The sequence below is a fragment of the Arthrobacter ruber genome (assembly GCF_002954225.1).
Taxonomy (GTDB): Bacteria; Actinomycetota; Actinomycetes; order Actinomycetales; family Micrococcaceae; genus Arthrobacter_D; species Arthrobacter_D ruber.
Genome location: NZ_PPTH01000013.1, coordinates 74,946 through 97,981 on the forward strand (window position 1 = coordinate 74,946; position 23,036 = coordinate 97,981).

Consider the following 23,036-nt stretch of genomic DNA (forward strand, 5'->3'; position numbering starts at 1 on the left):
GGACGCCGTCATGCACCCGGCGCCGGGCAGAAGGAAGGGCGGGATGCCCGGCATCCCGCCCTTCCGTGTCCTACTGTCCTGCTGCGTCCTGCCGGCACCCGTCCGTGGTGCCGGGCCGGCTAGCGGGTGTAGTACCCGTCGACGCTCATGACGTTGACGGAGTGCACCTGCGTACCCTGCGACGGGTTCAGGGCGCTGACCATCTGGCCGTTACCGAGGTAGATGCCCACGTGGCTGCCGCCGTTCTGGCTCACCAGGTCACCCGGCTGGGGGTTGCCGGTGGGGCGCAGAGCGGCGAACTGGGACCACGTGGTGCGCGGCAGGCTGATGCCGTGCTGGGCGTAGACCCACTGGACGAAGCCGGAGCAGTCCCAGGCGCCGTAGGAGGTGCCGCCGAAGACGTAACCCGAGCCGACGCCGCGCATGGCGGTCGCGGTGATGCCGCCGATTGCCGGGGCGGACTGCGTGCTGAGTCCGGTGGTGTTCCCGGCGGAGAGCGCCGGGGCTGCGACAGGGGCGGGCGCTGCGACAGCGGCGGGCGCCGCGACGATGCTCGCGGCCTGCGCCGAGTACTGCTGGGGGGCAGCGGAGCCGGCGAGAGCGATGGACTGGCCCGGGTAGATGACCGAGCTGTAGCCGAGGCCGTTGGCCGTGAAGAGGGCTTGCAGGCTCACTCCGTGGGCTGCGGCGATGCTGCCGAGGGTGTCGCCGGACCGCACGGTGTAGGTGCCTGCGGCGGCGGGAGCGACGACGGCCTGCTGGGGTGCGGGAGCGACGCTGATCTCACCGGCGGCGCTGGCCGGGAGTGCTGCGCCGAGCATGAGGCCCGAGGCTGCGACGACGACGGCGGCGGGCTTGCCGGCTACCGAGGCACCCGCGGTGACGGCCCGCGATGCGGTGACGAAGGGGTTGATGCGTGTCGGGACTGCTCGGTGGCGCGCGACAGGGCTCTTCTTGGACATGCTGTTGCCTTTCCCAATGCCTACGAAGTTAGCTGTCGGGTTCGGATGGGACATCCGGACACGTACTGGCAGACCACCGCCCCCGTGCTGGTCTACACGTGTCTTTACCCCTAGGACTCGAAGGATCGAGTCCGCTATCGGTTCCCCCGCCCCTGTCGAATGGATTGTGCGAACGGTCCGTCCTCAGCGACAGGGTTAGGCAGAGAGAGGACGGGCGCCAGTCCGTTGTGAACCGGGCGCGGGCACTACGGTACGTGCTGCCGCCCCCATTGTCACGTTTGTATCACGGACCTAAATGTGCTTAGGCCGGACAGGCCCTTCAGAGCCGGGCGTTCCGCGGTCTGGGCTGGCAGTGCGGGCACAGGTAGGAGGACCGGTTCATGAAGGATTCCCTGCGGATGAGCGTCTGCCGGCCCTCGGAGGCACACCGGCGGCAGGGCCTGCCGGCCCTGCCGTAGGCTTCCAGGTCACGCGCGAAGTAGCCGGAGGCGCCGTTGACGTTGACGTACAGCGCGTCGAAGCTCGTGCCCCCGGCGGCCAGGGCACGCGTCATGACCTCGGTGGCGGCCTCGACGATGCGGGTGGTGTCCGGGCGCCGCAGGGTGTCCGTGGGACGCGCGTAGTGGAGCCGGGCCGCCCACAGCGCCTCGTCGGCGTAGATGTTGCCGATGCCCGAGACGAGCCCCTGGTCGAGCAGGGCGCGCTTCAGGCCCGTCCTGCGCTCCCGCAGGCGCCGGTGGAAGGACTCGGCGGAGAAGGCGGGGTCGAGGAGATCGCGTGCGATGTGCGCCGCTTGGTGCGGGACGAGCGGCAGGCTCCCCTGCCCGAGGCCGCCCGGGTGGCCGTCCGCGGTGGGCTCGAGGTCGGCGAGGAACATGCCGCCGAAGATGCGCTGGTCCACGAACCGCAGCTCCGCCGGAAGCGGCATCCCGTCCTGATCGTCCGCCGCGGAGAGCGTCAGGCGCACCTTGAGGTGTTTCTCCGGCGGAGCGGAGGACTCCTCGATGAGAAGCTGCCCGCTCATCCCGAGATGGGCCATCAGCGCCACGTGGAGGATGCCTCCGGGACCGGCGGGGTCCTCGAGGGGCAGCCAGAGGAACTTCCCGCGCCGTACGACGTCGGCGACGCGGGCACCGGCGAGGTTGCCGATGAAGTCCTCGACACCGTTCACGTGACGGCGGAGCGAGCGGGGGTCCAGGACCTCCACGGCCTCGATGCGGCGTCCCGCCACCCAGCGCGCGAGGCCGCGGCGGACCACCTCCACCTCGGGGAGTTCGGGCACTCAGGCCCCGTCTGCCGCGTGCGACCCGGACGCACCGTCGCGGATGGCGGGGACGTCGTCGAGCAGCTTCCAGGATGCGGCGGCCGCTGCCTGCTCGGCCTCCTTCTTGGAGGGCCCGCATCCGGAACCGTATTCGACGCCACCGATCACCAGGCGGGCCGTGAACGTGCGGGCGTGGTCGGGTCCGGTGCCCTCGACCTGGTAGTCGATCATCCCGAGCCGCCGTCCGGCGGCCGCCTCCTGGATGCGGGTCTTCCAGTCGGTCCCCTCGCCGAGGACCGCGGAATCGCGCAGGAGGGGGCCGATGAGCCGCATGACCATGGCGCGCGCGGCCTCGATCCCGTGGGTGAGGTACGCGGCGCCGATGACGGCTTCCATTGTGTCCGCGAGGATGGACGCCTTGTCGCGCCCGTTCGTGAGCTTCTCCCCCTGGCCGAGCAGCACGTAGCTGCCGAGGTCGAGCGTACGGGCCACGCCCGCGAGTGCCTTGGTGCTGACCACGGCCGAGCGCCGCTTGGCTAGCTCACCCTCCGACAGCGTCGGGTTGTCGCGGTACAGGGCATCGGTGACGGAGAGGCCGAGCACCGAGTCGCCGAGGAACTCCAGGCGCTCGTTGGTCGGGATGCCGCCCCGCTCGTAGGCGTAGGACCGGTGCGTCAGGGCAAGACGAAGCGCCTCGGCATCGATATCGACACCGAGACGCCTCGAGAGTTCTTCAGTATTCTTCACAACCGCATCAGCTGATCCAGCATCGGACGGATGCCCGTCGCACTGATGGGTGCGGCGGGCCGGAGTCCGGTGTCAGACGTCAGCGACCTTGCGGCCCTTGTACTCGAGGAACAGCGGAGTACCGGCGGAGTCGGTGACGACCTTGGCCTGGTGGGCGAGGCTGTAGGTGACGCGGCCGTTCTCGAGGGTCTTGACCAGCTTGGGCGCGGTTGCCTTCCACTGGGACCGGCGTGCGCGGGTATTCGCGCGGGACATCTTCCGCTTGGGGACAGCCACGGCTAACTCTTTTCTCTCTCGTCTGACTCTGACTGGGGTGCCGCGTCATTCTCAGCGGCGGTGCCTGCCAGCCCGGCGAGGGCTGACCAGCGAGGATCCAAAACTTCATGGTGGTGGTCCGGATCGTCATTGAGCCGCGCTCCGCATTCGGAGCACAGGCCCTTGCAATCCTCCCGGCACACCGGCTGGAATGGCAGTGACGTGACCACTGCATCCCTCAACACGGGTTCCAGATCGACCGAATCGCTCTCCACCCTGTGCTGTTCTTCTTCCTCTTCCACCGACAGCGACGCGGAGTCGCTGTAGAAGAAGAGTTCCTGGACGTCCACGTCACTGGTGTAGCGCAGTGGTTCCAGGCACCGGCCGCACTCGCCGGTTACTTCGACGCTTGCCGTTCCCGACACCAGGATTCCCTCGTGCACCGATTCGAAGCGCAGGTCGAGGTCCATCTCGGAACCCTCCTGCACGCCGATCAGCGCGACGCCGAAATCCTTCGGTGCCGGTACATGTTCTTCGATTGTCCGCATGCTTCCCGGACTGCGTCCGAGATCCTTGACACTGAAGGTCAGGGGCGAGCTGAGATCGCTGGTGATGGTGACTCCTGTAGAACATATGACCGACGTATCATCCTACCCTGACGGGGAGGGTTGGCCCAAAACGCGGCCGCGCCGTCGCTCAGGAGTGGTCGTCGGGCAGCAGCCGCCGCAGGACGGCGTCGGGGACGAACGGCCGGATGTCACCCCCGAGGGTCGCGACCTCCTTCAGCAGCGTGGAGGAGACGTGCGCGAAGTCGGTGCCCGTGGGCAGGAAGACGGTCTCGACGCCGGTCAAGTGCCGGTTCATGGTCGCCATGGGGATCTCGTAGTCGAAGTCCAGGCTCGAGCGCAGACCCTTCACGAGCGCCGCCGCCCCGTGGTCCCTGCAGAAATCAGCCACGAGCCCGGCCCCCATGGGGCGGACCGTGACGCCCGGGAGGTGCGCCAGGCTCTCCGTGCAGAAGGCCAGGCGCTCGTCGATCCCGAACCGGTACTTCTTCGCGTAGTTCGTCGACACCGCCACGATCACCTCGTCGAAGACGCCCGCGGCCCGGCTGATGACCTCGATGTGTCCGTTGTGGATGGGGTCGAAGGATCCGGGGCAGACGGCGCGGCTCATGCCACCACGGTACCCAGTCCCGCGGCGGGCGGGGCGCATCGCGAGCCGCCGCTCCCGCGCGCCCTCCGGCGCGTCGTCGTCCGCTGCCCGCCCGTGGGTGGGAACCGGCAATACTGGTGTCATGACAGCAGACGCGCGGACCGCACCCCGGGGCAGTGGCACGGCGCCGTGGACGAGGGCCGCGCTCGGCGCGAACCTGCTCGGCAGCGACGGCAGGCTCGGGATCACCATCTTCGAGGAGGTGACGGCCCTCGCGCAGGAGCACGGCGCGATCAACCTCGGCCAGGGCTTCCCCGACGAGGACGGTCCGCAGGAGATCCTGGACGCCGCGCGCTCGGCCATCGCCGACGGCGCCAACCAGTACGCCCCCGGCCAGGGACTCCCGGTCCTGCGCTCCGCGATCGCCGCGCACCAGGAACGGTTCTACGGACTGACGGTGGACCCGCAGACCGAGGTGATCGTCAGCACGGGTGCCACCGAGTCCATCGCCGCCGCCATCCTCGCGTTCGCGGGGCCCGGCGACGAGGTGCTGACCTTCGAGCCCTTCTACGACTCCTACGGCGCCGTGATCGGACTCTCCGGCGCCACCCACACCACGGCACCGCTGCGCGCACCCGACTTCCAGCCGGACGCCGCGAGCCTGGAGGCCGCCTTCAGCGAGCGTACGCGGATCGTCGTCGTCAACAACCCCCACAACCCCACGGGCAGCGTCTTCACCCGGGCGGCGCTGGAGCTGATCGTGAGGCTCGCCGAGCGGCATGGCGCCATCATCGTGACCGACGAGGTGTACGAGCACCTGACCTTCGGGGTCCCGCACATCCCGGTCGCCACCCTTTCGGGGGCTGCGGACCGTACCCTCACGATCTCCTCGGCCGGCAAGACCTTCTCGGTGACCGGATGGAAGGTGGGCTGGCTCAGCGGGCCGGCCGAGCTCGTGGCCCAGGTGCGCACCGTCAAGACCTTCCTGACCTACACCTCGGGGACGCCCTTCCAGGGCGCCGTCGCCCTGGGCCTCGGACTGCCCGACGCATTCTTCACCTCGGCGGCCGCCACCCTCCGGAGGAAGCGGGACCTGCTCGGCGAGGGGCTGCGCGCCGCGGGGTTCGACGTCTTCGAACCCGAGGGCACATTCTTCACCACGGTCGATGCCGCTCCGCTGGGCGTCGAGGACGCCACCGACCTCGCCCGGCGCCTGCCGTCCCTGATAGGTGTCGCCGCCATCCCCGTGGCGATGTTCTGCCACGAGGAGGGCGCCGAACGCACGCGCTCACTGCTCCGCTTCGCCTTCTGCAAGAGGTTCGACGTCATCGAGGAGGGCGCACTCCGCCTCGGCGCCCTGCGGGAGCGCGTGTGACCGAGGCGCCCCGCCCGGCCCGCGGTGCGGAGCACGGCACCCCCGTCGGGCCCGACACGGACGACACGGACGACGCGGACGACGTCGAGGTGCCCACGCGCTGGCTGCCGGTGACGGGGGCCTACGCGGAGCTCGACGAGGACGCCTACATCGAGGGCGCCCTGATCCTCAGCATCGGGGGCGCGCAGCAGTCGCACGTGGACCTGCTCCACCCCGAACGGGTCTTCTACGAGTACCTCCAGCGCATCTGCAACGTGATCGACCTCGTGGCGGAGCCCGGCGCGCCCGTGCGGGTCCTGCACCTCGGGGCGGGGGCGCTCACCCTCGTCCGGTACGTCCAGGCGACCCGGCCCGGATCGTTCCAGATCGCCGTCGACCTCGAACGGGACCTGATCGACTTCGTCCTCGAGGCGATGCCGCTCCCGGACGGCACCATCTGCGAGATCGTCGTCGGCGACGCGTCCGACGCCGTCCTCGAGCAGCCGGACGACGCCTTCGACGTCGTCGTGCTGGACATCTTCGCCGGAGCCGACGCGCCCGCCCACCTCACCTCCCCCGAGTACGCCGCGCACCTGCTGCGGGTCTGCGGGGAGGACGGTGTGGTCCTGGTGAACGTCGGCGACGACCCTCCCCTGGCCTTCGCCCGCGCACAGAGCCGCCAGCTCGCAGCACTGGCCGGCGCGACGGCGGTGCTGACCGAGGCCGGGATGGTGGACGGCGGGCAGGCCGGCAATGTCATCGTCGCCGCGCGGCGCGACCCGTGGCCCGCAGGATGGACGCGTGCGCTGCTCGCAGCGGGACCGCATCCGGCCGCGGTCCTCACGGGCCCGGAGCTCGCGGCATTCCACGGGCTGCCTCCGCTGTAGAGCTCGGAAGCTGCTCCCGTGCACAGGCGACCGGAGCGCGGGCTTGTCGAGCAGGCTCACGGGTCGCGGTGCCCTGCCGCCGTGCAGCACGGCGCCCATCCGGCCGGCCCACCCGTCCGAAGTACTCGACGCCGGCGGTCCACGCTTCGGCGGTACCCTGTGAGGACAGCGCGGGACGATTCGAGGGAGGAGACACGGATGGCTGCGGCCCACCCCTATCTCCGGTCGATCGTCCTCGTCTCGCTGATCCTCTCGGTCTCCTCCGCGTCCCACGTCCTCGCGGCAGGGCATCTTCCGGCCCCGGGCGTGATGCTCCTGCTCGGTGCCCTCCTCCTGATCCCGATGATGCTGCTCACCCGGACCACGGTCTCGTTCCGTACCGGTCTGCTGGCGATGGGAGCAGGACAGCTCCTGCTGCACACCCTGTTCGGGATGACCGCCGTGCCGGCCGTGTGCGAGAGCTCATCGGTGAACCCCGGGCACCACGCCGCCTTCGAACTCGCCTGCTCCCCGGTCCCGGAGCAGCTGGGCGAGGCAGCCGGAGGTCCGCTGATGGCCCTGCTGCACGTGGTGGCCACCGTCGTCCTCGCTCTCGCTGTCACCCGCAGTGACCAGGCCCTCGCCCTCCTCGGCGCCTGGCTCCAGCCTCTCCTTCGCGCTCCGGCCGTGGTTCCCCCCGCGACGCCCCTGCGCCGTACCGTGTCCGCCGGACCGGCGCCTGTCGCGCCGCTGCCCGTCCATGCCTCCGTGCCCACCCTGCGGGGTCCGCCGGCCCTGGAAGCGCTGCCCGCCTGACCCGGACTCCTCGAGGGGATCCCCGGTGGTCGGCAGGCGCTGCCCGGACCACCTCCCACTGCTCCCGTCCCTTCCGCCATCGCGGCACGGAGCACACCCCGAAAGGCACTTCCATGACCAGCTCACCCAAGCGCGCCCTCACCACCGGCGCCGTCGCCCTCACCACTGCCGGACTGATGGCCCTGGGCCTCGGCGCAGCCAGCGCCCACGTCACCGTCGCCCCCGCCTCCACCACCGAGGACGGCTACTCGCAGCTCACCTTCAGCGTGCCCAACGAGTCCGAGACCGCGGCCACGAACAAGCTCGAGGTGACGCTTCCCACCGGGCAGCCGTTCACCTCGGTCCGCGTCAAGCCGGTGGAGGGCTGGACGGCCGAGGTGGTGTCCGGTGCACTGCCGGAACCCGTCACCACGGACGACGGCGCCACCCTCACGGAGGCGCCGCTGTCCGTCGTCTGGACCGCCGAGCCGGGCGCCGAGATCTCCCAGCAGCAGTACCAGACGTTCTCCATCTCCGTCGGACGCCTCCCCGAGGCGGGCTCCACCGTGATGCTTCCCGCCACGCAGTCCTACACCGACGGTGACGTCGTCGCATGGGATCAGGAGACCGTGGAGGGCGGGGAGGAGCCCGACAAGCCGGCGCCGTCCTTCGTGACGACCGCCGCGGCGGAGGGCGAGGATGCGCACGGCGGCCACACGGCTACCGATACCGCCGAGACCGCCGAGGCGATCGACGCCGAGCAGGCCGCGACCAGCACCGACACGGGCTCCTCGTCCGCCGTCGGGTGGGTGGGCCTGGTGGCCGGCCTGCTCGGTCTGGCCGCCGGCGTGACCGCGCTGGCCAGGACGCGTCGGAAGGCATAACCGCCTGGGTCACGGGTGCGGTGCCGGCGTCCGGGCCGGCACCGCACCCGCTCATCGCACCCTCCCCGATCCGCACCGCCCTCCGGCAGCGAGCCGGGCGCGCCTCCGCCGCAGGTGCTGGAGGGCGATGGATGCGCCGGCGGGAAGCACGCCCTGCGGGAGGAACCTGCGGTAGCCGCCCCGCGTCGGTCGGTGATCCTGCCGGGTCAGGCGACCGCCGGCTCCAGGAACCAGAGGCGTGTCTCCCCGTACTTCTTGTCGGAGAAGCGCTCCAGCCAGGCCGGCCACGCCGGCTCCGGCGAGCGCGCGGACCGTTCGACGACGACGACGGCCCCCTCGGCGAGTCTCGACTCGAGGGCTGCCAGCACGGCGAGCACCCCGTCCTCCCCCACGGTGTACGGCGGATCCATGAGGACGAGGTCCCAGGTCAGTTCCGGCGCCACGCGCTCGAGGTACGTCTCCACCTTGGACCGGTGCACGCGCACGGCGGTCCAGCCGAGCACGCGGTTCACGAGGTCGGCGTTGCGCTGGGCGACGGCCGCGGCGCGGTCCGCCGACTCCACGAGGTCAACCGTGGCGGCGCCGCGGCTCGCGCTCTCGACGCCCAGTGAGCCCGAGCCGGCGTAGAGGTCCAGGACGTGCGCCCCCTGCACCACGCCGTAGGACTCGAGACTCGAGAAGAGGGCCTCCTTCACGCGGTCGGTCGTGGGACGTGTGCCGTTCCCGTCGACGCTGGTGAGGGTCGAGCCGCCCGCGGCTCCGGCGATGATGCGCGTCATGCGTCCGACTCTATCGTCCGGCCGCCGCATCCCCGACCGCCGCCCTACAGCGGGTAGATGCTCGCGTCCTCGCGCCGGAAGCCCACGAACAGCCGCGTCCCGGGAGCGATCCCGAGAGCGACGACGGTCGCCGGGGTGACGTCCGCCGCCAGGCCGGCGCCGTGCACGCGCACCACGTCGCCGCGGTGTTCGACGTCGTCGATCTCCACCTCGAGGCCGCTGACCCCCGCGGGGGCCGTGGTGGTCCGCGACACGGACACACTGCCGGGACGGACCGTGAGGGCGAGCCGCCGGCCTGTCGGGAACACCTCGGCCGATGGCGCGACCAGCCCGTTGTCCGCCGTGAATCCCGCCGCCGTGGCGCGTCCGGGCAGGAGGTTCAGGCCGGCCAGGCGGGCCCCGAACGCCGTGACGGGCCGGGTGAGGACCTCGGCGGTGGCGCCGGACTCGACGATCCTGCCGCCGTCGAGGATGAGCACGCGGTCCGCGAGCAGGAAGGCGTCGAGCGGGTCGTGCGTGACGATGATGGCCGAGCGTCCCGCGAGGACGTCCCGGAGCAGGGCACGGACCGCCGGGGCGACCGCGACGTCGAGGGCTGCGAGCGGCTCGTCCAGCAGGAGCAGCGCGGGGTCGGCCGCGAGGGCGCGCGCGATCGCCACCCGCTGGGCCTGTCCCCCCGACAGCTGCGCGGGCCTGCGGCGCGCGAGGTCCTCGGCCCCGACCCGCTCGAGCCAGCGCAGGGCGCTCGTACGTGCGGCGGCCCGGTGGTCACCCCGGCTGCGCGGCCCGAACGCGACATTCTCCAGCGCCGTGAGGTGCGGGAACAGGAGCGCCTCCTGCGCCAGGAGGGCGACGCCCCGGTGGCGCGGCTCCGTGAGCACCCGGCGGCCGGCACCGGCGTCGAACAGGACGGCGCCGTCCAGGTGGGCCCGGCCGGCTGTGGGCGCGAGCAGCCCCGCCACGAGGTTGAGCAGGGTCGACTTCCCGGCCCCGTTGGGTCCGAGGACGGCGAGGGTCTCGCCGGCGGCCAGCTCGAACGAGACGTCGAACCCCCGGTCGGCGAGGGACGCCGCGAAGGTGAGGCCCATCAGCGGGCCCGGTTCTGGACGCGCGGCGGTGCCGGTGTGCCGCTCCCGAGGGGCCGGACGCGGTGCGCGACACCGACGACGGCGACAGCCACCACCACGAGGACGAGCGAGAGCGCCACGGCCGCATCCGGGTCGGTCTCCCGCTGGAGGTACACCTCGAGCGGAAGCGTCCTCGTGGTGCCCTGCAGGCTCCCGGCGAAGGTCAGCGTTGCGCCGAACTCCCCCAGTGCGCGGGCGAAGGACAGCACGGCCCCGGAGACGAGGGCCGGCAGGACCAGGGGCAGCGTGATGCGCCGGAGCACCGTCCACCGTCCGGCGCCCAGCGTGGCGCCCACGGCTTCGTACCGCGTCCCGACCGACCGCAGGGCGCCCTCGAGGCTGAGCACGAGGAACGGCAGCGCGACGAAGGCCTGCGACATCACCACGGCGGTCGTCGAGAACGCGATGTCGACACCTAGGGCGTCCAGGCTGCTGCCGAGGAGCCCGCGCCGCCCGAAGGTGTACAGCAGGGCGATCCCGCCGACCACGGGCGGGAGCACCAGCGGCAGCAGCACGAGCGACCGCACGAGCCGCTGCCCCCGGAACGAGGTCCGCGCGAGGACCAGGGCCATGGGCACACCCACGAGGACGCACAGCGCCGTCGCCGTCAGCGAGGTCCGGAGGCTGAGCAGCAGCGCGGCCTGCGCGCTGTCCGAGGTGACGAGGGGGACGAAGCGCGGCCAGTCGACCCGCAGTGCCATCGCCACGAGGGGCAGCACCACGAACAGGCCGCCGACGACGGCGAGGGCCACCACCCAGCGAGGAAGGACGGCCGTGTTCATGGTCTGGTCCCGCCGGCCGGGGCGCTCGCCGCGGGGACCGGCCACGACGTCGGACCGGGCCCGAGCGCCACGGTTCCTGCCGGGCGTCGAGGGGCGCGGCCGGCGACCTCGGGCGCGTACCCTCCGGGGGCGTCAGGGCGCACCGAAACCCGCCGCCCCGAGCACGGCCCGCGCGGAGGGTCCGGAGGCGAAGTCCACGAAGGCCTGCGCCGTCGCCGGGTCGGCGCTGTCGGCCAGGGCCGCGACGGGGTAGGTGGTGACGGCGGCGGCAGCTTCCGGGACCTCGATGCCGCGGACGGCGTCCCCTGCCGCCCGCACGTCCGTGACGTACACGAGACCGGCGTCGGCCTCGCCCGAGGTGACCTTGCCCAGCACGTCGGTGACGGAGGACTCCTCGCTCACGGGCATCAGGTCCACCCCGGCGGCCTGTTCGACCCTCGCCGCCGCTGCACCGCACGGGACCTGCACGGCGCAGACCACGGTCTTCACGCCGGGTCCTGCCGCGTCCGCGAGCGAGGTGATCCCGGCGGGGTTGTCCGCCGGGACGGCGAGCTGCAGGGTGTTGCTGGCGAAGTCGACGGGTTCGCCTGCCAGCAGGCCGGCATCCCCGGCCTTCCCCATGGTCGCCGCGTCCGCACTGGCGAGGACATCGGCCGGCGCTCCCTCGGTGATCTGCGTGACGAGGTCCGAGGAGCCCGCGAAGTTCAGGGAGACCTCCGTGCCCGGGTAGGCCTGCTCGAATGCGCCGGCCAGCTCGGTGAAGGAGTCCTTCAGCGATGCGGCCGCGAAGACGGTGATGCTGCCGTCGATCGTGTCGCCCCCGGCGTCGTCCGGCGTGCTGGTCCCGCAGGCCGTCGTCGCCAGGACGACGGCGAGCGCCAGGGCGCGGGCGGGAGCCCTGGCGGGGGTGCCGGGCCGGTGCCGGCTCGAACGGCGGTTCGCCATGGTCAGGCCTTCCCGGCAGGGGTCTCGACGATGACGGTGGTGGCCTTGACGACGGCGATCGCGATGGACCCCTTCTCCAGGCCGAGGTCGCGGACGGCCTCGCTGCTCATGAGGGACACCACGCGGTGGGGGCCGCACTGGAGCTCCACCTGCGCCATGACGGTGTCCATGACGATATCGGTGACGATACCCACGAACCGGTTGCGGGCGGACCGGCCGATGTCCGACGGGTCCCCCGGCAGGACGGCGTTGCGCTGTGCGAGCCGGGCGAGTTCGAGGGCATCGACGACGGCCTTGCCCGAGGCGTCCCTGGCGCTCGCGAGAATGCCCCCGTCGATCCAGCGACGGACGGTGTCGTCACTGACGCCGAGGTACCGCGCCGCGTCGGCGATCCGTAACTGCGTCATGGAAAGCATGCTATCTCCTCAGACGCGGCGTCAGAGGCGCTAGCCCTTCTCGAGGAAGGCTTCCTTCTCAGGGTTCAGGTACAGCTCGATGGCGAGCGCGAGCCCGGGGTAGTCGTGCAGGTCCGGGTCCGGGGCCACGGTGTCCTGGGCGTCGGCACGTGCCTTCTCGATGACCTTGCCGTGCTGCGTGATCTTGAGGAACCGCAGTGCCGAGCGGCCGCCGGACTGCGAGGCACCGAGGATGTTCCCCTCGCGCCGGAGCTCGAGGTCCTTCTGCGAGAGCTCGAACCCGTCCGTGGTCGCCGCGACGGCGGACAGACGCTCACGGCTCGGGTGCTCGGGCTCGAGCTTCGTCACCAGGAGACACGTCCCCGCGTGCCCGCCACGGCCGATCCTGCCGCGCAGCTGGTGGAGCTGCGAGATACCGAAGCGGTCGGCGTCCATGATGACCATGAGGGTGGCGTTGGGGACGTCGACACCGACCTCGATCACGGTCGTCGCGATGAGCAGCTGCACGCTGCCGTCGGCGAAGCGCGCCATGACGTCCGCCTTGTCCTGCGGATCCATGCGCCCGTGCAGCATCCCGCTGGTGACCCCCTGCAGCTGCGGCACCGAGCCCAGGGACTCGAGGAGGCCCACGACGCTGGTCAGCTCCTGCTGGCCCCCGGCCTTGCGGTCCGCCGGCGCTTCCCCGTAGAGCACCTCCGGTGCGTCGTCGTCGGCCTTGCCGTCGTCGCCGATCTTGGGGCACACCACGTACACCTGCCGGCCGGCGTCGATCTCCTCGCGCGCCCTGGACCAGATCCGGTCGATCCAGGCCGGGTGCTCGCTGAGACCCACCTCGTGCGTGGCGATCGGCGAGCGCCCGGCGGGCAGCTCGGACAGCGTGGAGGTCTCGAGGTCACCGAACACCGTCATCGCGACGGTCCGCGGGATCGGTGTGGCCGTCATGACCAGCACGTGGGGCGAGGTCCGGGCCTTGGTGCGCAGCGAGTCCCGCTGCTCCACCCCGAAGCGGTGCTGCTCGTCCACGACGATCAGTCCGAGGTCGAAGAACTCCACGTTGTCGGACAGGAGTGCGTGGGTCCCGATGACGATCCCGGCGTCCCCCGACGCCGCGTCCAGCAGCGATCGCTTGCGCTGCGCGGTGGACATGGACCCGGTGAGCAGCACCACCCGCGTCCCGTCCAGGGCACCTCCGAGCATGCCCCCCTCGGCGAGCGGGCCGAGGGTACGGGTGATGGACTGCAGGTGCTGTGCCGCGAGCACCTCGGTGGGAGCGAGCAGGGCCGCCTGCCCGCCGGCGTCGATGACCTGCAGCATGGCACGCAGCGCCACGAGGGTCTTCCCGGACCCCACCTCGCCCTGCAGCAGGCGGTTCATGGGGTGGTCGCGCGCGAGGTCCGCGGCGAGGGTACTGCCGACATCCAGCTGTCCCTGCGTGAGGGTGAACGGCAGCCGTGCGTCGAACTGCGCGAGGAGCCCGTCCTCGCGCGGCGGGCGCGCCGTCGCCTCCTCCCGCGCGGCGAGCGCACGACGGCGGGCGAGGGCCGCCTGCAGCACGAACGCCTCCTGATAGCGCAGGCGGTGCTGCGCACGGTAGGTGTCCTCGATCTGCAGGGGACGGTGCACGAGCTCGTAGGCCGTCGCGAGGCTCATGAGCTTGTCGCGTCGGGCGATGGACGCCGGCACCGGGTCGTCCAGGTCGGTCAGTCGCAGGGTGTCGAGGACGATCCCCACCGCCCTGCCGATGCTGTCGCTGTCGAGCTTGTCGACCGCGGGGTACACCGGGATGGGGCGGTCGACGTCCTCCGGGTCGGTGTCGTCGTCGAGCAGCGAGTACCGAGGGTTGTTCAGGGTCAGCTGACCGCGGTAGACGGTGACCTTGCCGGAGAACATGGCGCGGACCCCCGGCTTGAGCTCGCGTTCGGCCCGGAAGCCGTTGAAGTAGGTCAGGTGCATGCCGCCCAGGCCGCCGTCGTCGTCGTCGGTGATCACGACGTCGAGCAGGCTGCCCTTGCGCGTCTGCATCCTCCGCGACCGGGCGGACTGGACGCGCGCGATCAGGGTGACGTCCTCGTCCACGGGCACGTCGGAGATCGGTGTCAGCTCGCCGCGCTTGAGGTAGGTCCGCGGGAAGTGGTTGAGCAGTTCGCCGACGGTGGTGATGCCGAAGTACTTGGCCAGCGGCTTCGCGACCGGCCCGAGGTGCCTGTCGAGCGATGCGTCGAGCTCCGACGCCACGGCCCGCGCCGTTCCGGGAGTCACCGGCTGACGTCCCCTACCGGTGGGGCGGCGAGCTGCGTCACCGAGATGTTGACGGGGGAACCCGCCTCGTGGATGAGGGCCAGGGCGGGTGCGGCGTCGGGCACGTGCACGTGGACGCGCCAGCGGTAGCCCTCCTCCACCTCGGTCACGGCGCTCATGATCACCGAGTCGCCGATCTCGTCGAGGTGCAGGCGCAGGGTCGCGGCGTCGAGCGGGCTGAGGTTGATGGTGCACATGACCTCGACGCCGTCGGCGTCCCCGCCGTTGTGGATGTGGGGTGCCTGGATGTCGTATCCGTGCAGACCGTCGATGAGCTCGTCCTGCAGTTCCTCGCCGAGCGCGGCGGCACGGAGTGCGTCGAGGATCAGGAGGAAGCCCACGCCTCCGGCATCCACCACCTGCGCGTCGGTGAGCGGTCCGAGTTGGCTCTCGGTGCGCACCACGGCGTGAAGGGCGTGCTGGACGGAGGCCCGCAGCGTGAAGGCGAGCGCGGAGTTGCTGTCGTCGCCCGCATGCTCCGCGGCGGCTTCCGCCGCTGCACGCGCGCTGGCCTCGAGGACGGAGAGCATGGTGCCGGGCACCGGGTCGCTGAGGGCGGACCAGCTGCGGATCTGCGCCCGGTGCAGCGCCGACGCCAGCAGGGTGCTGGTGAGTCGGGTGACCCCGTGGAGCGGCTCGGCGAAGGCGGCCAGGAAGACGGCGAAGAGGGTGCCGGAGTTCCCGCGGGCGTCCTCCATGGCCCCGCGGCCCGCGACGCTGAGCAGGTCGCCGAGGTCCGAGGTGTCGGTGTCCTGGACCGCGCCTGCTGCGGACCGGACGGTCTGGTAGAGGTTGGTACCGGTGTCGCCGTCGGCCACCGGGAAGATGTTGATGGCGTTCAGGCGGTCGCTGTGGTTGCCGAGGGACTCTTCTGCCCTGCCCAGCCAACGCTTCATCGCAACAGCATTGGCGGTGATCTTAGTCTGCAAAGTGATCCCATCCCCTGAGAGCTGTCGCCTGTGACGCCAGTGTCACTCGCGGCGTGCCCAGCCCTACCGAGCCTACCGCAGTGAAGCCGGGTGGGAGCAGGGCGTCCCGGGGGAACGTCGCGAGCAGTCCGTGGTCCTCGCCGCCTCCGAGCACCCAGTCCATCGCGTCCACCCCGAGCAGCCCGGCCGCTGCGCGCAGCGGCTCGGCATAGTGCAGCAGGGCGGCGGGGTCGAGGTCGAGCTGCACTCCGCTCGCCGTGGCGATCCGGCCCGAGTCCCGGACGAGCCCGTCGGAGATGTCGAGCATGGCGCCGGCCCCCGCGGAAGCGGCTGCGGGACCGGCTGCGAGGGGCGGGCGCGGGCGCAGCTGTGCGGCGACGAGCTCCTCCCCCGCCGCGCCGAGGACGGCGAGCGGCCGGCCGTCCTCGAGGAGGGCCAGACCGGCCGCCGCACGGCCGAGGGTTCCCGCCACGGCGACCACGTGACCAGGCTGCGCGCCCGATCGGAGGACGGGCTGCCGGCCCTCCAGGGTCCCGGTCACAGCGGCGGTGACCACGATCTGCGCACCACGGCCGAGGTCGCCACCGACCACCGAGCACACGGCGCCGAGCTCCCGGATCGCCGCTGCGAGTCCCCGAGCGCAGTCCTCCACCCAGGTGACGGGCGTGTGCGGCGGCAGCGTCAGGCTCACGACCAGCGAGGTGGCCGTGCCTCCCATCGCGTTGATATCGCTGAGATTCTGCGCCGCGGATTTCCAGCCGACGTCGTAGCCGGAGGTCGTGAACCCGTTGCTGCGGACAAGACGGAAATCCGCGTCCTCCACGAGTGTGTCCACGGAGAGGACCACTGGCCCGGGCGTCTCGGCGAGCACGGCGGCGTCGTCGCCCGGACCCACCAGCGTGCCCCGGGCGTCGCCGAGCAGCGGGAAGATCCTCGCGAGGAGCTCACCCTCGCTCATCCCGCCCACGGAGGGCCCGCCCGGAGCCGTCGGCTGCGATTCATCGGTCATGGGGGCTACCGTACGATGCGCGACCGACACGCGACCCGGGACGGCCGGGTACCCATCACGCCCTGGTCAGGCCGGCGACGTAGGCGGTGAGGCGGTCCGCGGCGGGCACCGGCACGAAGCCGCTGGCTTTGAGCTTCGCGAGGTCGAGCGTGCTCTGCAGGGGACGCGGGGCCGCGTCCTTGCCGGCGAAGTACTCGGCGGTGCTGACGCCGGTGACGTCCCCGCGATCCCTTCCGCACAGCGCGTAGACCTCGGCTGCGATGTCGGCCCAGCTCTGCGGAGCGCCGTCGTTGGTCACGTTGTAGGTGCCGTACGGCGCGCCCGTACCCAGCAGGTGCACGATGGCGCCGGCGATGTCCTCGGTGAACGTCAGGCGGCCCACCTGGTCGTCGACGACGCTCGGCGAGATGCCGCGCCCGGCCAGGGCCGCCATGGTCCGCACGAAGTTGTTCCCCTCGCCGATCACCCAGCTGGTGCGCAGGATGTAGTGGCGCGGCACCGTCGCCACGATGGCGTCGCCGGCGGCCTTGGTCTGCCCGTAGACACCCAGCGGACTGAGCGGCTCGTCCTCGGGGTGCTCCTCGCGGGACCCGTCGAACACGTAGTCGCTGGAGATATGCACGAGGGTCAGGCGGTGAGCGCTCGCCACCCGGGCGAGGGCCGCGACGCCCGTGACGTTGACGGCCCAGGCGTCCGCCCGGCCCTCGGGCGTCTCGGCGGCGTCGACCGCGGTGTACGCGGCGGCGTTGACGATGGTGCCGTACGCCGACCATGGGCGGGCGCCGTCGAGGTCCCCGCCCAGGAGGTCGAGCTCGGCGCGGGACGCGAACTCCACCGACGGCTGGTCGGCGAGCGCGCTGCGGAGGGCCCTGCCGAGCTGGCCGTCGGCCCCCACGACGAGCGTCTTCCGGGGTGCCAGCGGCCTGACCCCGGCCAGGCGCGGGTGCTTCCTGTCCTTGTCCGACAGTTCCGCGTCGGCCAGCGGGATGGGCCAGGCGATGCCGGCGGTCTCGTCGGCGAGATTCAGGAACACGTACTGGTCCTGGGCGTCGGCCGACCAGTGGTCGTTGACGAGGTAGGTGTACGCCGTCCCGTCCTCGAGGGTCTGGAAGGCATTGCCCACGCCACGCGGGATGAAGATCGCCGTCGACGGGTCGAGCTCTGCGGTGAAGACGGCGCCGAAGGACGGCCCCTCGCGCAGGTCCACCCAGGCGCCGAACACGCGTCCGGTGGCCACGGAGATGAACTTGTCCCAGGGCTCGGCGTGGATACCCCGCGTGGTGCCGGCGGTCTCGTTGAAGGAGATGTTGTTCTGCACGGGCCCGAAGTCCTCCAGCCCGGCGGCGGTCATCTTGGCCCGCTGCCAGTTCTCCTTGAACCAGCCGCGGTTGTCACCGTGCACGGGGAGGTCGAACAGGACGACACCCGGGATGGGCGTCTCGCGGGCAGCGAGGGGCTTCGAGAACACGGGTCCCATGCGCCTACTGCCCCAGCTCGGTGTACTTGGACTCGGTGACGGCCTTCTGCGGACGCCACCAGGCCTCGTTGTCGCGGTACCAGGCGATGGTGTCGCGCAGACCCTGCTCGAAGTGGTGGAATTCGGGCTTCCAGCCGAGCTCGGTGCGCAGCTTCGTCGAATCGATGGCGTAGCGCAGGTCGTGGCCGGCGCGGTCCACCACGTGGTCGTAGGCGTCCGCAGGCCGGCCCATCTCGCTGAGGATCAGCTCCACGACGTCCTTGTTGTTGCGCTCGCCGTCGGCGCCCACCAGGTAGGTCTGCCCGATCTCACCCTTGTTCAGGATGGCCCAGATGGCCGAGGAGTGGTCGTTCGCGTGGATCCAGTCGCGCACGTTCAGGCCCTCGCCGTAGAGCTTGGGGCGTACGCCGTCGATCACGTTCGTGATCTGCCGCGGGATGAACTTCTCGACGTGTTGGTAGGGCCCGTAGTTGTTCGAGCAGTTGCTGATCGTGGCTCGGACGCCGAAGGAGCGCACCCAGGCGCGCACCAGGAGGTCCGAGCCGGCCTTCGTGGACGAATAGGGGCTCGACGGGTTGTACGGCGTGGTCTCGGTGAAGCGCTCAGGGTCGTCGAGCTCGAGGTCGCCGTACACCTCGTCGGTGCTGATGTGGTGGAACCGGGTCCCGTAGCGACGCGCCGCCTCGAGCAGTGTGTAGGTGCCGATGATGTTCGTGTCGAGGAACGGCCGGGGATCGTGCAGGGAGTTGTCGTTGTGCGACTCGGCGGCGAAGTGGACCACGGCGTCGGCGCGCTGGGTGAGGGGATCGACGACGGCGGCGTCCGCGATGTCCCCGACCACCAGCTCGAAGCGCCCGCTCGGCAGCCCCTCGAGCGAGGCGTGGTTGCCGGCGTACGTCATCTTGTCGAGGACGGTGACGGAGGCGTCGGTGTGCTCCATCAGGTAATGGACGAAATTGGATCCGATAAAGCCGGCGCCGCCGGTGACCAAGAGATTCTTCACGTCCTGCACTTTACCGGCAGGGCCCTGCTTCACCCGATTCCGCGACCGGACGGGACCACGCGGCGGCCGTCCGGTCGCGGTCCACGGTCAGGACTGGTGGCTGCCGCGGCGCCGCGCGACCACGACCGCGGTGATGACGAGCGCGGCGGCCAGGAGCCCGGCGCCGATCCACGCGACCGGCGCGAGGGAGGCTGCGCGTTCCTCCTCGACGGCCACCGGGGTGCTGCTCGCGGCCGGCGCAGGGGTCGTCGCCGACCGGCTCGACCGCGGCGTCGTCGTCGTCGACGCGCTCGGGGCGGTCGGGGCGGTCGAGGGGACCACGGGCGCTGCGACGGGCGCCTCCGGGGACGCGGTGGCCGAGGCCTCGGGGGTGGGCGCGGGAGCGGTCGCGGTGGGCTCCGGGGTCGGCGTCGACGTGGGCGTGGGCGTGGGCACCGAGCCGGGGACGACGGTCTCACCCGCGATCGCGACGGCCTCGCCCGAGGCGGCGTCGTACCGGAGGTTGGTGTAGATGAGCGTGTCTGCGAACACGAGGTTCCCGGTGCCCGGCTCGATGAGATGCCCGGTGGCGGGATGCACGAGGAAGCCGGTGCGCGTGTTGATCAGGAAGCCCGTGGCGGGGTCGGTGCCGGAGGTCACCGTGGGATCGGGACCGGCCGGGACGGGCTCGACGAAGGTCTGCCCGTCGGAGTTCTCGCCGGGGACGGACGGCTCCTGCCCGCCCACGACCGCCGGCGCGACGACGGCGGGCGCGACCTGGGCTGACCCGGACCCGGCATGCTCGAGCGCGAGAGCGGGCACCGGTGCGGCGAGAACCGCCCCGGCGAGGAGGGTGGCGGCCGCGCCGGAGAGGATCCGGGTGCTGGCGGTGGTCGGCAGGGTGCGGCGGTGGTGCGGGGTCATTCGTCCTCGGCTCGGGCTCTCGCAGCGGCGGGTCGCGCGGGGCGACGCCGGGTGCGGTGGGGAACCAGCAGCCTGGATTCGGCTGTGGCTCCTGAAGTGTACGGTCGGCCGATCGCCGCTCCCGGCTCATCCCCGGAGGCGCCTGCACCGTGTCGTGCCGCGCCCGCCACGGCAGCCTGCGCGACCTACTAGGGTGGGAGCATGCCTGCTCTCCCCCGGTCCGCGGCCTCCCTCGCGTGCGTCGCGGTCCTCGCGGCCGGGCTCGCGGGGTGCGCGTCCGTCGTCGACGTCGATCCCGCCGAGGATGCGGCGAACGCTCGCTGCGCCGACGTCATGATCGCCCTGCCGCCGCTCGTCGCGGAGAACGAGCAGCGGGACACGAACAGCCAGGCGACCTCCGCGTGGGGCGATCCGTCGAAGGTGGTGCTCCGGTGCGGCGTGGTGGTCCCCAGTCCCACCACCGATCCGTGCGTGACCGTGAACGACGTCGACTGGGTGGTCCGGGAGGGGGACCCGGCGTGGACCGCCACCACCTACGGGCGTGATCCCGCCGTCGAGGTCCTCTTCGACCCCGACGAGGTCGCCTCGAGCACCGTCCTCGTGGAGCTCGGCGCCGCCGTCGCGCGTGTGGATCAGACCCGCGCGTGCGTCGCGCTGTCCGACGCCACCCCCGTACCGTCGGGCGGCTGACGCCGCGTCCCCCTGTTTGCAGCACTCCACAACCGCCGGGAGGCACCGTGAAAGCAGAGCAGATCTCCGATGTCATCACCTTCCACGGGGAGGGTCCCTATTGGGACCCTCGCCGCGGCGAGCTGCTGCTGGTGGACATGACGGAGGGCGACCTCCTGGTCCGCCACGAGGACGGTTCCTTCGACCGGCACGACGTCCACCCGCGCCTGGCCGCCGTCATCCGCGGGCGCGAAGCGGGCGGGTACGTCCTCGGCGTGGAGCGCGGGTTCGTGTTCGCGGACGATTCCTTCACCGTCCTCGAGCAGGGCCCTGCGGCGTTCGGCGACAGCGCGGTCCGCATGAACGACGGCGGCTGCGACACCGCGGGCCGGTTCCTGTGCGGCTCGATGGGCTGGGAGGGCGGGTTCGGAGCGGGGGCCCTCTACTCCCTCGGGAGGGACCACGGCGTCTCGACCCTGCTGTCGGGTATCACCGTCTCGAACGGCCTCCACTTCTCCCCCGACGGCGGCACCGCGTTCTTCAGCGACACCCCCACGGGCCGCATCGATGCCCTCGGCTACGACGTCGACGCCGGAGTCTTCACCGACCGCAGCACGTTCACCGTCGTCGAGCCGGCGCTCGGCATGCCGGACGGCATGGCCATCGACGCCGAGGGTGGCATCTGGACGGCGCTGTACGGCGGCGGAGCCGTGGCGCGGTACGACGCCTCTGGCCGGCTCGCGGAGCACATCCCGCTGCCGGTCACCAACGTCACGGCCTGCGCGTTCGGCGGTCCGGAGCTGCGCACCCTCTTCATCACGACGACGCAGGAGAACATCCCCAAGGGATCGGAGTCCTCCGCCGGCGCACTCTTCGCCGTCGAGGCAGGGGTGGCCGGCGCTCCCCTGCCGATGTTCAGGGGGTAGGCCTGCGCAGGGTGGCCACCCTTCCGCGGACGCTTGCTGTTGAACATCCGCGGAAGGGTCGTGCGGGACGTCAGAGGATCGGCTGGCCACCCGTGACGGCGATGCGCGCGCCCGAGACGTAGCTGGCCTCGTCGGAGGCGAGCATCACGTACACCGGCGCGAGCTCCGCGGGCTGGCCCGCGCGCTGCATCGGTACCTGCTGACCGAACGACTCCACCTGATCCTCCGGCATCGTCGCGGGTATCAGCGGCGTCCAGATGGGGCCGGGAGCCACGGAGTTGGCGCGGATGCCGCGCTCGGCGAGGAGCTGGGCCATGGAGGCCGTCATGTTGGCGATGCCCGACTTCGTGGCCGAGTAGGGCATCAGGGTGGGCACCGGGTTGTCCGAGTTGATCGAGCTCGATCCGATGATCGATCCGCCCGGTCCCATGTGCGGCAGGACGGCCTTCGTGAGGTGGAAGAAGGCGCTGAGGTTCACGGCGAGCGTGTAGTCCCACTCCTCGTCCGGGATCTCCTCGATGGTCTCGTGCGTCATCTGGAAGGCGGCGTTGCTGACGAGGACGTCCACCCTGCCGAACTCCTCGACGGCCTTGTCGATGACCGCGCGGCACGTTGCCGGGTCGGCGAGGTCGCCCGGGAACAGGACGGCCTTCTGCCCGGCGTCCTCGACCCAGCGGGCCGTCTCGCGGGCGTCGTCGTCCTCGTTCAGGTAGCTGATGAGGACGTCCGCTCCCTCGCGTGCGTAGGCGATGGCGACGGCGCGGCCGATACCGCTGTCGGCGCCGGTGATCACCGCCTTCTTGCCTGTGAGCCGGCCGGACCCCCGGTAGGTCTGCTCCCCGTGGTCGGGCGTGGGATCCATCGCGTCGGTGGTGCCGGGCACGTCCTGCTGCTGTGGTGGCTGGGTCACTGTTCCTCCTGGTGTCTGCGGGCGATCGCGTCCGTGGCTTCCCCGTCCCCCTACGGTAAGCACCCTTAGTAATCGAAGGGAAGCGGACGCCCGGTCCGGAAACCCGTTGCACGAGGGGCACCCACGCCCGATGCGGTACACGGCCGAATCCGTCCTGCCCCTGGAACGGACCGATCAGGGGCCCGTGACGGGGCCCATCGGTGCTGATCACGAACCCCGGCGAGGGTGTCGGTGACAGTAAGTACACTGATGACTTCAGCCGGCTACGACGAACAGGAACTCACATGGCAGACACACTGGGAAGCCCGAACTCCGAGCCCGAGGGTGGATTCGAACGGGATCCGTCCGACTGGGTCACGGGTGACGAGCCGATGACCGCCGCACAGCGCAGCTACCTCGACACGCTCGCACGCGAGGCCGGCGAGGAGATCCCGGCGGACATCAACAAGGCCGAGGCGTCCGAGCACATCGACCGTCTCCAGGGCAAGAGCAAGCGACTCAGCGACGATTCCTGATCCTGTGTCGCTCCGGTCCCACTGTCCGGTGGATGTCACCGGGACTGGTCGACGGTTCCGGGTGAT

The 23,036-nt window shown here is 71.4% G+C and carries 25 protein-coding genes and 1 riboswitch; of the genes, 7 read left to right on the forward strand and 18 right to left on the reverse strand.

Annotation, left to right across the window (positions count from 1 at the left end; genetic code table 11):
* Nucleotides 1–119: 119 nt before the first annotated feature.
* The 6 genes from CI785_RS04290 to coaD all read right to left on the reverse strand — a co-directional run bounded on the left by CI785_RS04290 (nucleotide 120) and on the right by coaD (nucleotide 4,404).
* Nucleotides 120–962, reverse strand: a complete 843-nt coding sequence (locus CI785_RS04290; RefSeq protein ID WP_105030859.1) for an NlpC/P60 family protein — start codon at nucleotides 960–962, stop codon at nucleotides 120–122.
* A gap of 2 nt (nucleotides 963–964) precedes the next feature.
* A riboswitch (cyclic di-AMP (ydaO/yuaA leader) is annotated at nucleotides 965–1,143 on the reverse strand.
* A 138-nt stretch (nucleotides 1,144–1,281) separates the two neighbouring features.
* A complete protein-coding gene (mutM, locus tag CI785_RS04295; RefSeq protein WP_105030860.1) occupies nucleotides 1,282–2,244 on the reverse strand; it encodes a bifunctional DNA-formamidopyrimidine glycosylase/DNA-(apurinic or apyrimidinic site) lyase in 963 nt (320 codons plus the stop codon).
* Nucleotides 2,245–2,973, reverse strand: a complete 729-nt coding sequence (gene rnc, locus CI785_RS04300; RefSeq protein WP_105030861.1) for a ribonuclease III — start codon at nucleotides 2,971–2,973, stop codon at nucleotides 2,245–2,247. It abuts the gene before it with no gap.
* 72 nt (nucleotides 2,974–3,045) lie between these two features.
* A complete protein-coding gene (gene rpmF, locus CI785_RS04305) occupies nucleotides 3,046–3,249 on the reverse strand; it encodes a 50S ribosomal protein L32 (RefSeq protein ID WP_043445822.1) in 204 nt (67 codons plus the stop codon).
* Between the two features lie 2 nt (nucleotides 3,250–3,251).
* Entirely contained in the window at nucleotides 3,252–3,818 is a 567-nt protein-coding gene (locus tag CI785_RS04310; RefSeq protein ID WP_105030862.1) for a YceD family protein, read from the reverse strand.
* A gap of 106 nt (nucleotides 3,819–3,924) precedes the next feature.
* Nucleotides 3,925–4,404: a pantetheine-phosphate adenylyltransferase gene (coaD, locus tag CI785_RS04315; protein ID WP_105030863.1), complete on the reverse strand. Its 480-nt coding sequence runs from the start codon at nucleotides 4,402–4,404 to the stop codon at nucleotides 3,925–3,927.
* 121 nt (nucleotides 4,405–4,525) lie between these two features.
* Between coaD and CI785_RS04320 the strand changes: the two genes are divergently transcribed.
* The 4 genes from CI785_RS04320 (at nucleotide 4,526) to CI785_RS04335 (ending at nucleotide 8,282) form a co-directional block, all read left to right on the forward strand.
* On the forward strand, nucleotides 4,526–5,758 hold the full coding sequence (locus tag CI785_RS04320) for an aminotransferase class I/II-fold pyridoxal phosphate-dependent enzyme (RefSeq protein WP_105030864.1): 1,233 nt from the start codon (nucleotides 4,526–4,528) through the stop codon (nucleotides 5,756–5,758).
* Nucleotides 5,755–6,624, forward strand: a complete 870-nt coding sequence (locus CI785_RS04325; protein ID WP_240614996.1) for a spermidine synthase — start codon at nucleotides 5,755–5,757, stop codon at nucleotides 6,622–6,624. Before CI785_RS04320 ends, CI785_RS04325 begins: the two co-directional genes overlap by 4 nt.
* Before the next feature lie 198 nt (nucleotides 6,625–6,822).
* Entirely contained in the window at nucleotides 6,823–7,419 is a 597-nt protein-coding gene (locus CI785_RS04330; protein WP_105030865.1) for a hypothetical protein, read from the forward strand.
* Nucleotides 7,420–7,532: 113 nt separating this feature from the next.
* The gene (locus CI785_RS04335) at nucleotides 7,533–8,282 is read left to right on the forward strand and encodes a YcnI family copper-binding membrane protein (RefSeq protein WP_105030866.1); all 750 of its coding nucleotides are present in this window, start codon (nucleotides 7,533–7,535) and stop codon (nucleotides 8,280–8,282) included.
* Between the two features lie 206 nt (nucleotides 8,283–8,488).
* On the opposite strand, the gene rsmD is transcribed toward CI785_RS04335, so the two are convergent.
* From rsmD to CI785_RS04390, 11 genes are all read right to left on the reverse strand, one after another.
* Nucleotides 8,489–9,091, reverse strand: a complete 603-nt coding sequence (gene rsmD / locus CI785_RS04340) for a 16S rRNA (guanine(966)-N(2))-methyltransferase RsmD (RefSeq protein WP_105030867.1) — start codon at nucleotides 9,089–9,091, stop codon at nucleotides 8,489–8,491.
* Nucleotides 9,092–9,105: 14 nt separating this feature from the next.
* A complete protein-coding gene (locus CI785_RS04345; RefSeq protein WP_105030868.1) occupies nucleotides 9,106–10,149 on the reverse strand; it encodes a sulfate/molybdate ABC transporter ATP-binding protein in 1,044 nt (347 codons plus the stop codon).
* Nucleotides 10,149–10,970, reverse strand: coding sequence for an ABC transporter permease (locus tag CI785_RS04350; protein WP_105031012.1), 822 nt, complete (start codon nucleotides 10,968–10,970; stop codon nucleotides 10,149–10,151). The genes CI785_RS04345 and CI785_RS04350 overlap by 1 nt, the downstream gene beginning before the upstream one ends.
* A gap of 132 nt (nucleotides 10,971–11,102) precedes the next feature.
* Nucleotides 11,103–11,915: a molybdate ABC transporter substrate-binding protein gene (gene modA / locus CI785_RS04355; RefSeq protein ID WP_105030869.1), complete on the reverse strand. Its 813-nt coding sequence runs from the start codon at nucleotides 11,913–11,915 to the stop codon at nucleotides 11,103–11,105.
* Between the two features lie 2 nt (nucleotides 11,916–11,917).
* Nucleotides 11,918–12,322, reverse strand: a complete 405-nt coding sequence (locus CI785_RS04360; protein WP_105031013.1) for a TOBE domain-containing protein — start codon at nucleotides 12,320–12,322, stop codon at nucleotides 11,918–11,920.
* A gap of 39 nt (nucleotides 12,323–12,361) precedes the next feature.
* Nucleotides 12,362–14,566: an ATP-dependent DNA helicase RecG gene (locus CI785_RS04365; RefSeq protein ID WP_105030870.1), complete on the reverse strand. Its 2,205-nt coding sequence runs from the start codon at nucleotides 14,564–14,566 to the stop codon at nucleotides 12,362–12,364.
* Nucleotides 14,567–14,586: 20 nt separating this feature from the next.
* Entirely contained in the window at nucleotides 14,587–15,525 is a 939-nt protein-coding gene (locus CI785_RS04370) for a DAK2 domain-containing protein (protein ID WP_105030871.1), read from the reverse strand.
* Nucleotides 15,526–15,547: 22 nt separating this feature from the next.
* On the reverse strand, nucleotides 15,548–16,567 hold the full coding sequence (thiL, locus tag CI785_RS04375; protein ID WP_105030872.1) for a thiamine-phosphate kinase: 1,020 nt from the start codon (nucleotides 16,565–16,567) through the stop codon (nucleotides 15,548–15,550).
* Nucleotides 16,568–16,622: 55 nt separating this feature from the next.
* On the reverse strand, nucleotides 16,623–18,044 hold the full coding sequence (locus CI785_RS04380) for a sugar nucleotide-binding protein (RefSeq protein WP_105030873.1): 1,422 nt from the start codon (nucleotides 18,042–18,044) through the stop codon (nucleotides 16,623–16,625).
* 4 nt (nucleotides 18,045–18,048) lie between these two features.
* Nucleotides 18,049–19,047, reverse strand: coding sequence for a dTDP-glucose 4,6-dehydratase (gene rfbB, locus CI785_RS04385; protein WP_105031014.1), 999 nt, complete (start codon nucleotides 19,045–19,047; stop codon nucleotides 18,049–18,051).
* An 87-nt stretch (nucleotides 19,048–19,134) separates the two neighbouring features.
* Nucleotides 19,135–19,950 carry a hypothetical protein gene (locus CI785_RS04390; protein ID WP_105030874.1) on the reverse strand — a complete coding sequence of 272 codons (816 nt, stop codon included), beginning with the start codon at nucleotides 19,948–19,950 and terminating at the stop codon, nucleotides 19,135–19,137.
* A gap of 201 nt (nucleotides 19,951–20,151) precedes the next feature.
* Between CI785_RS04390 and CI785_RS04395 the strand changes: the two genes are divergently transcribed.
* Both CI785_RS04395 and CI785_RS04400 read left to right on the forward strand, forming a co-directional pair.
* Complete coding sequence (locus CI785_RS04395) at nucleotides 20,152–20,640, forward strand: DUF3515 family protein (RefSeq protein WP_105030875.1); 489 nt, start codon at nucleotides 20,152–20,154, stop codon at nucleotides 20,638–20,640.
* Nucleotides 20,641–20,687: 47 nt separating this feature from the next.
* Nucleotides 20,688–21,545, forward strand: a complete 858-nt coding sequence (locus tag CI785_RS04400; RefSeq protein ID WP_105030876.1) for an SMP-30/gluconolactonase/LRE family protein — start codon at nucleotides 20,688–20,690, stop codon at nucleotides 21,543–21,545.
* Between the two features lie 70 nt (nucleotides 21,546–21,615).
* On the opposite strand, the gene CI785_RS04405 is transcribed toward CI785_RS04400, so the two are convergent.
* Nucleotides 21,616–22,455 carry an SDR family oxidoreductase gene (locus tag CI785_RS04405; protein ID WP_240614998.1) on the reverse strand — a complete coding sequence of 280 codons (840 nt, stop codon included), beginning with the start codon at nucleotides 22,453–22,455 and terminating at the stop codon, nucleotides 21,616–21,618.
* A gap of 284 nt (nucleotides 22,456–22,739) precedes the next feature.
* Between CI785_RS04405 and CI785_RS04410 the strand changes: the two genes are divergently transcribed.
* Nucleotides 22,740–22,970, forward strand: a complete 231-nt coding sequence (locus CI785_RS04410) for a DUF3072 domain-containing protein (RefSeq protein WP_105030877.1) — start codon at nucleotides 22,740–22,742, stop codon at nucleotides 22,968–22,970.
* Nucleotides 22,971–23,036 lie beyond the last annotated feature (66 nt).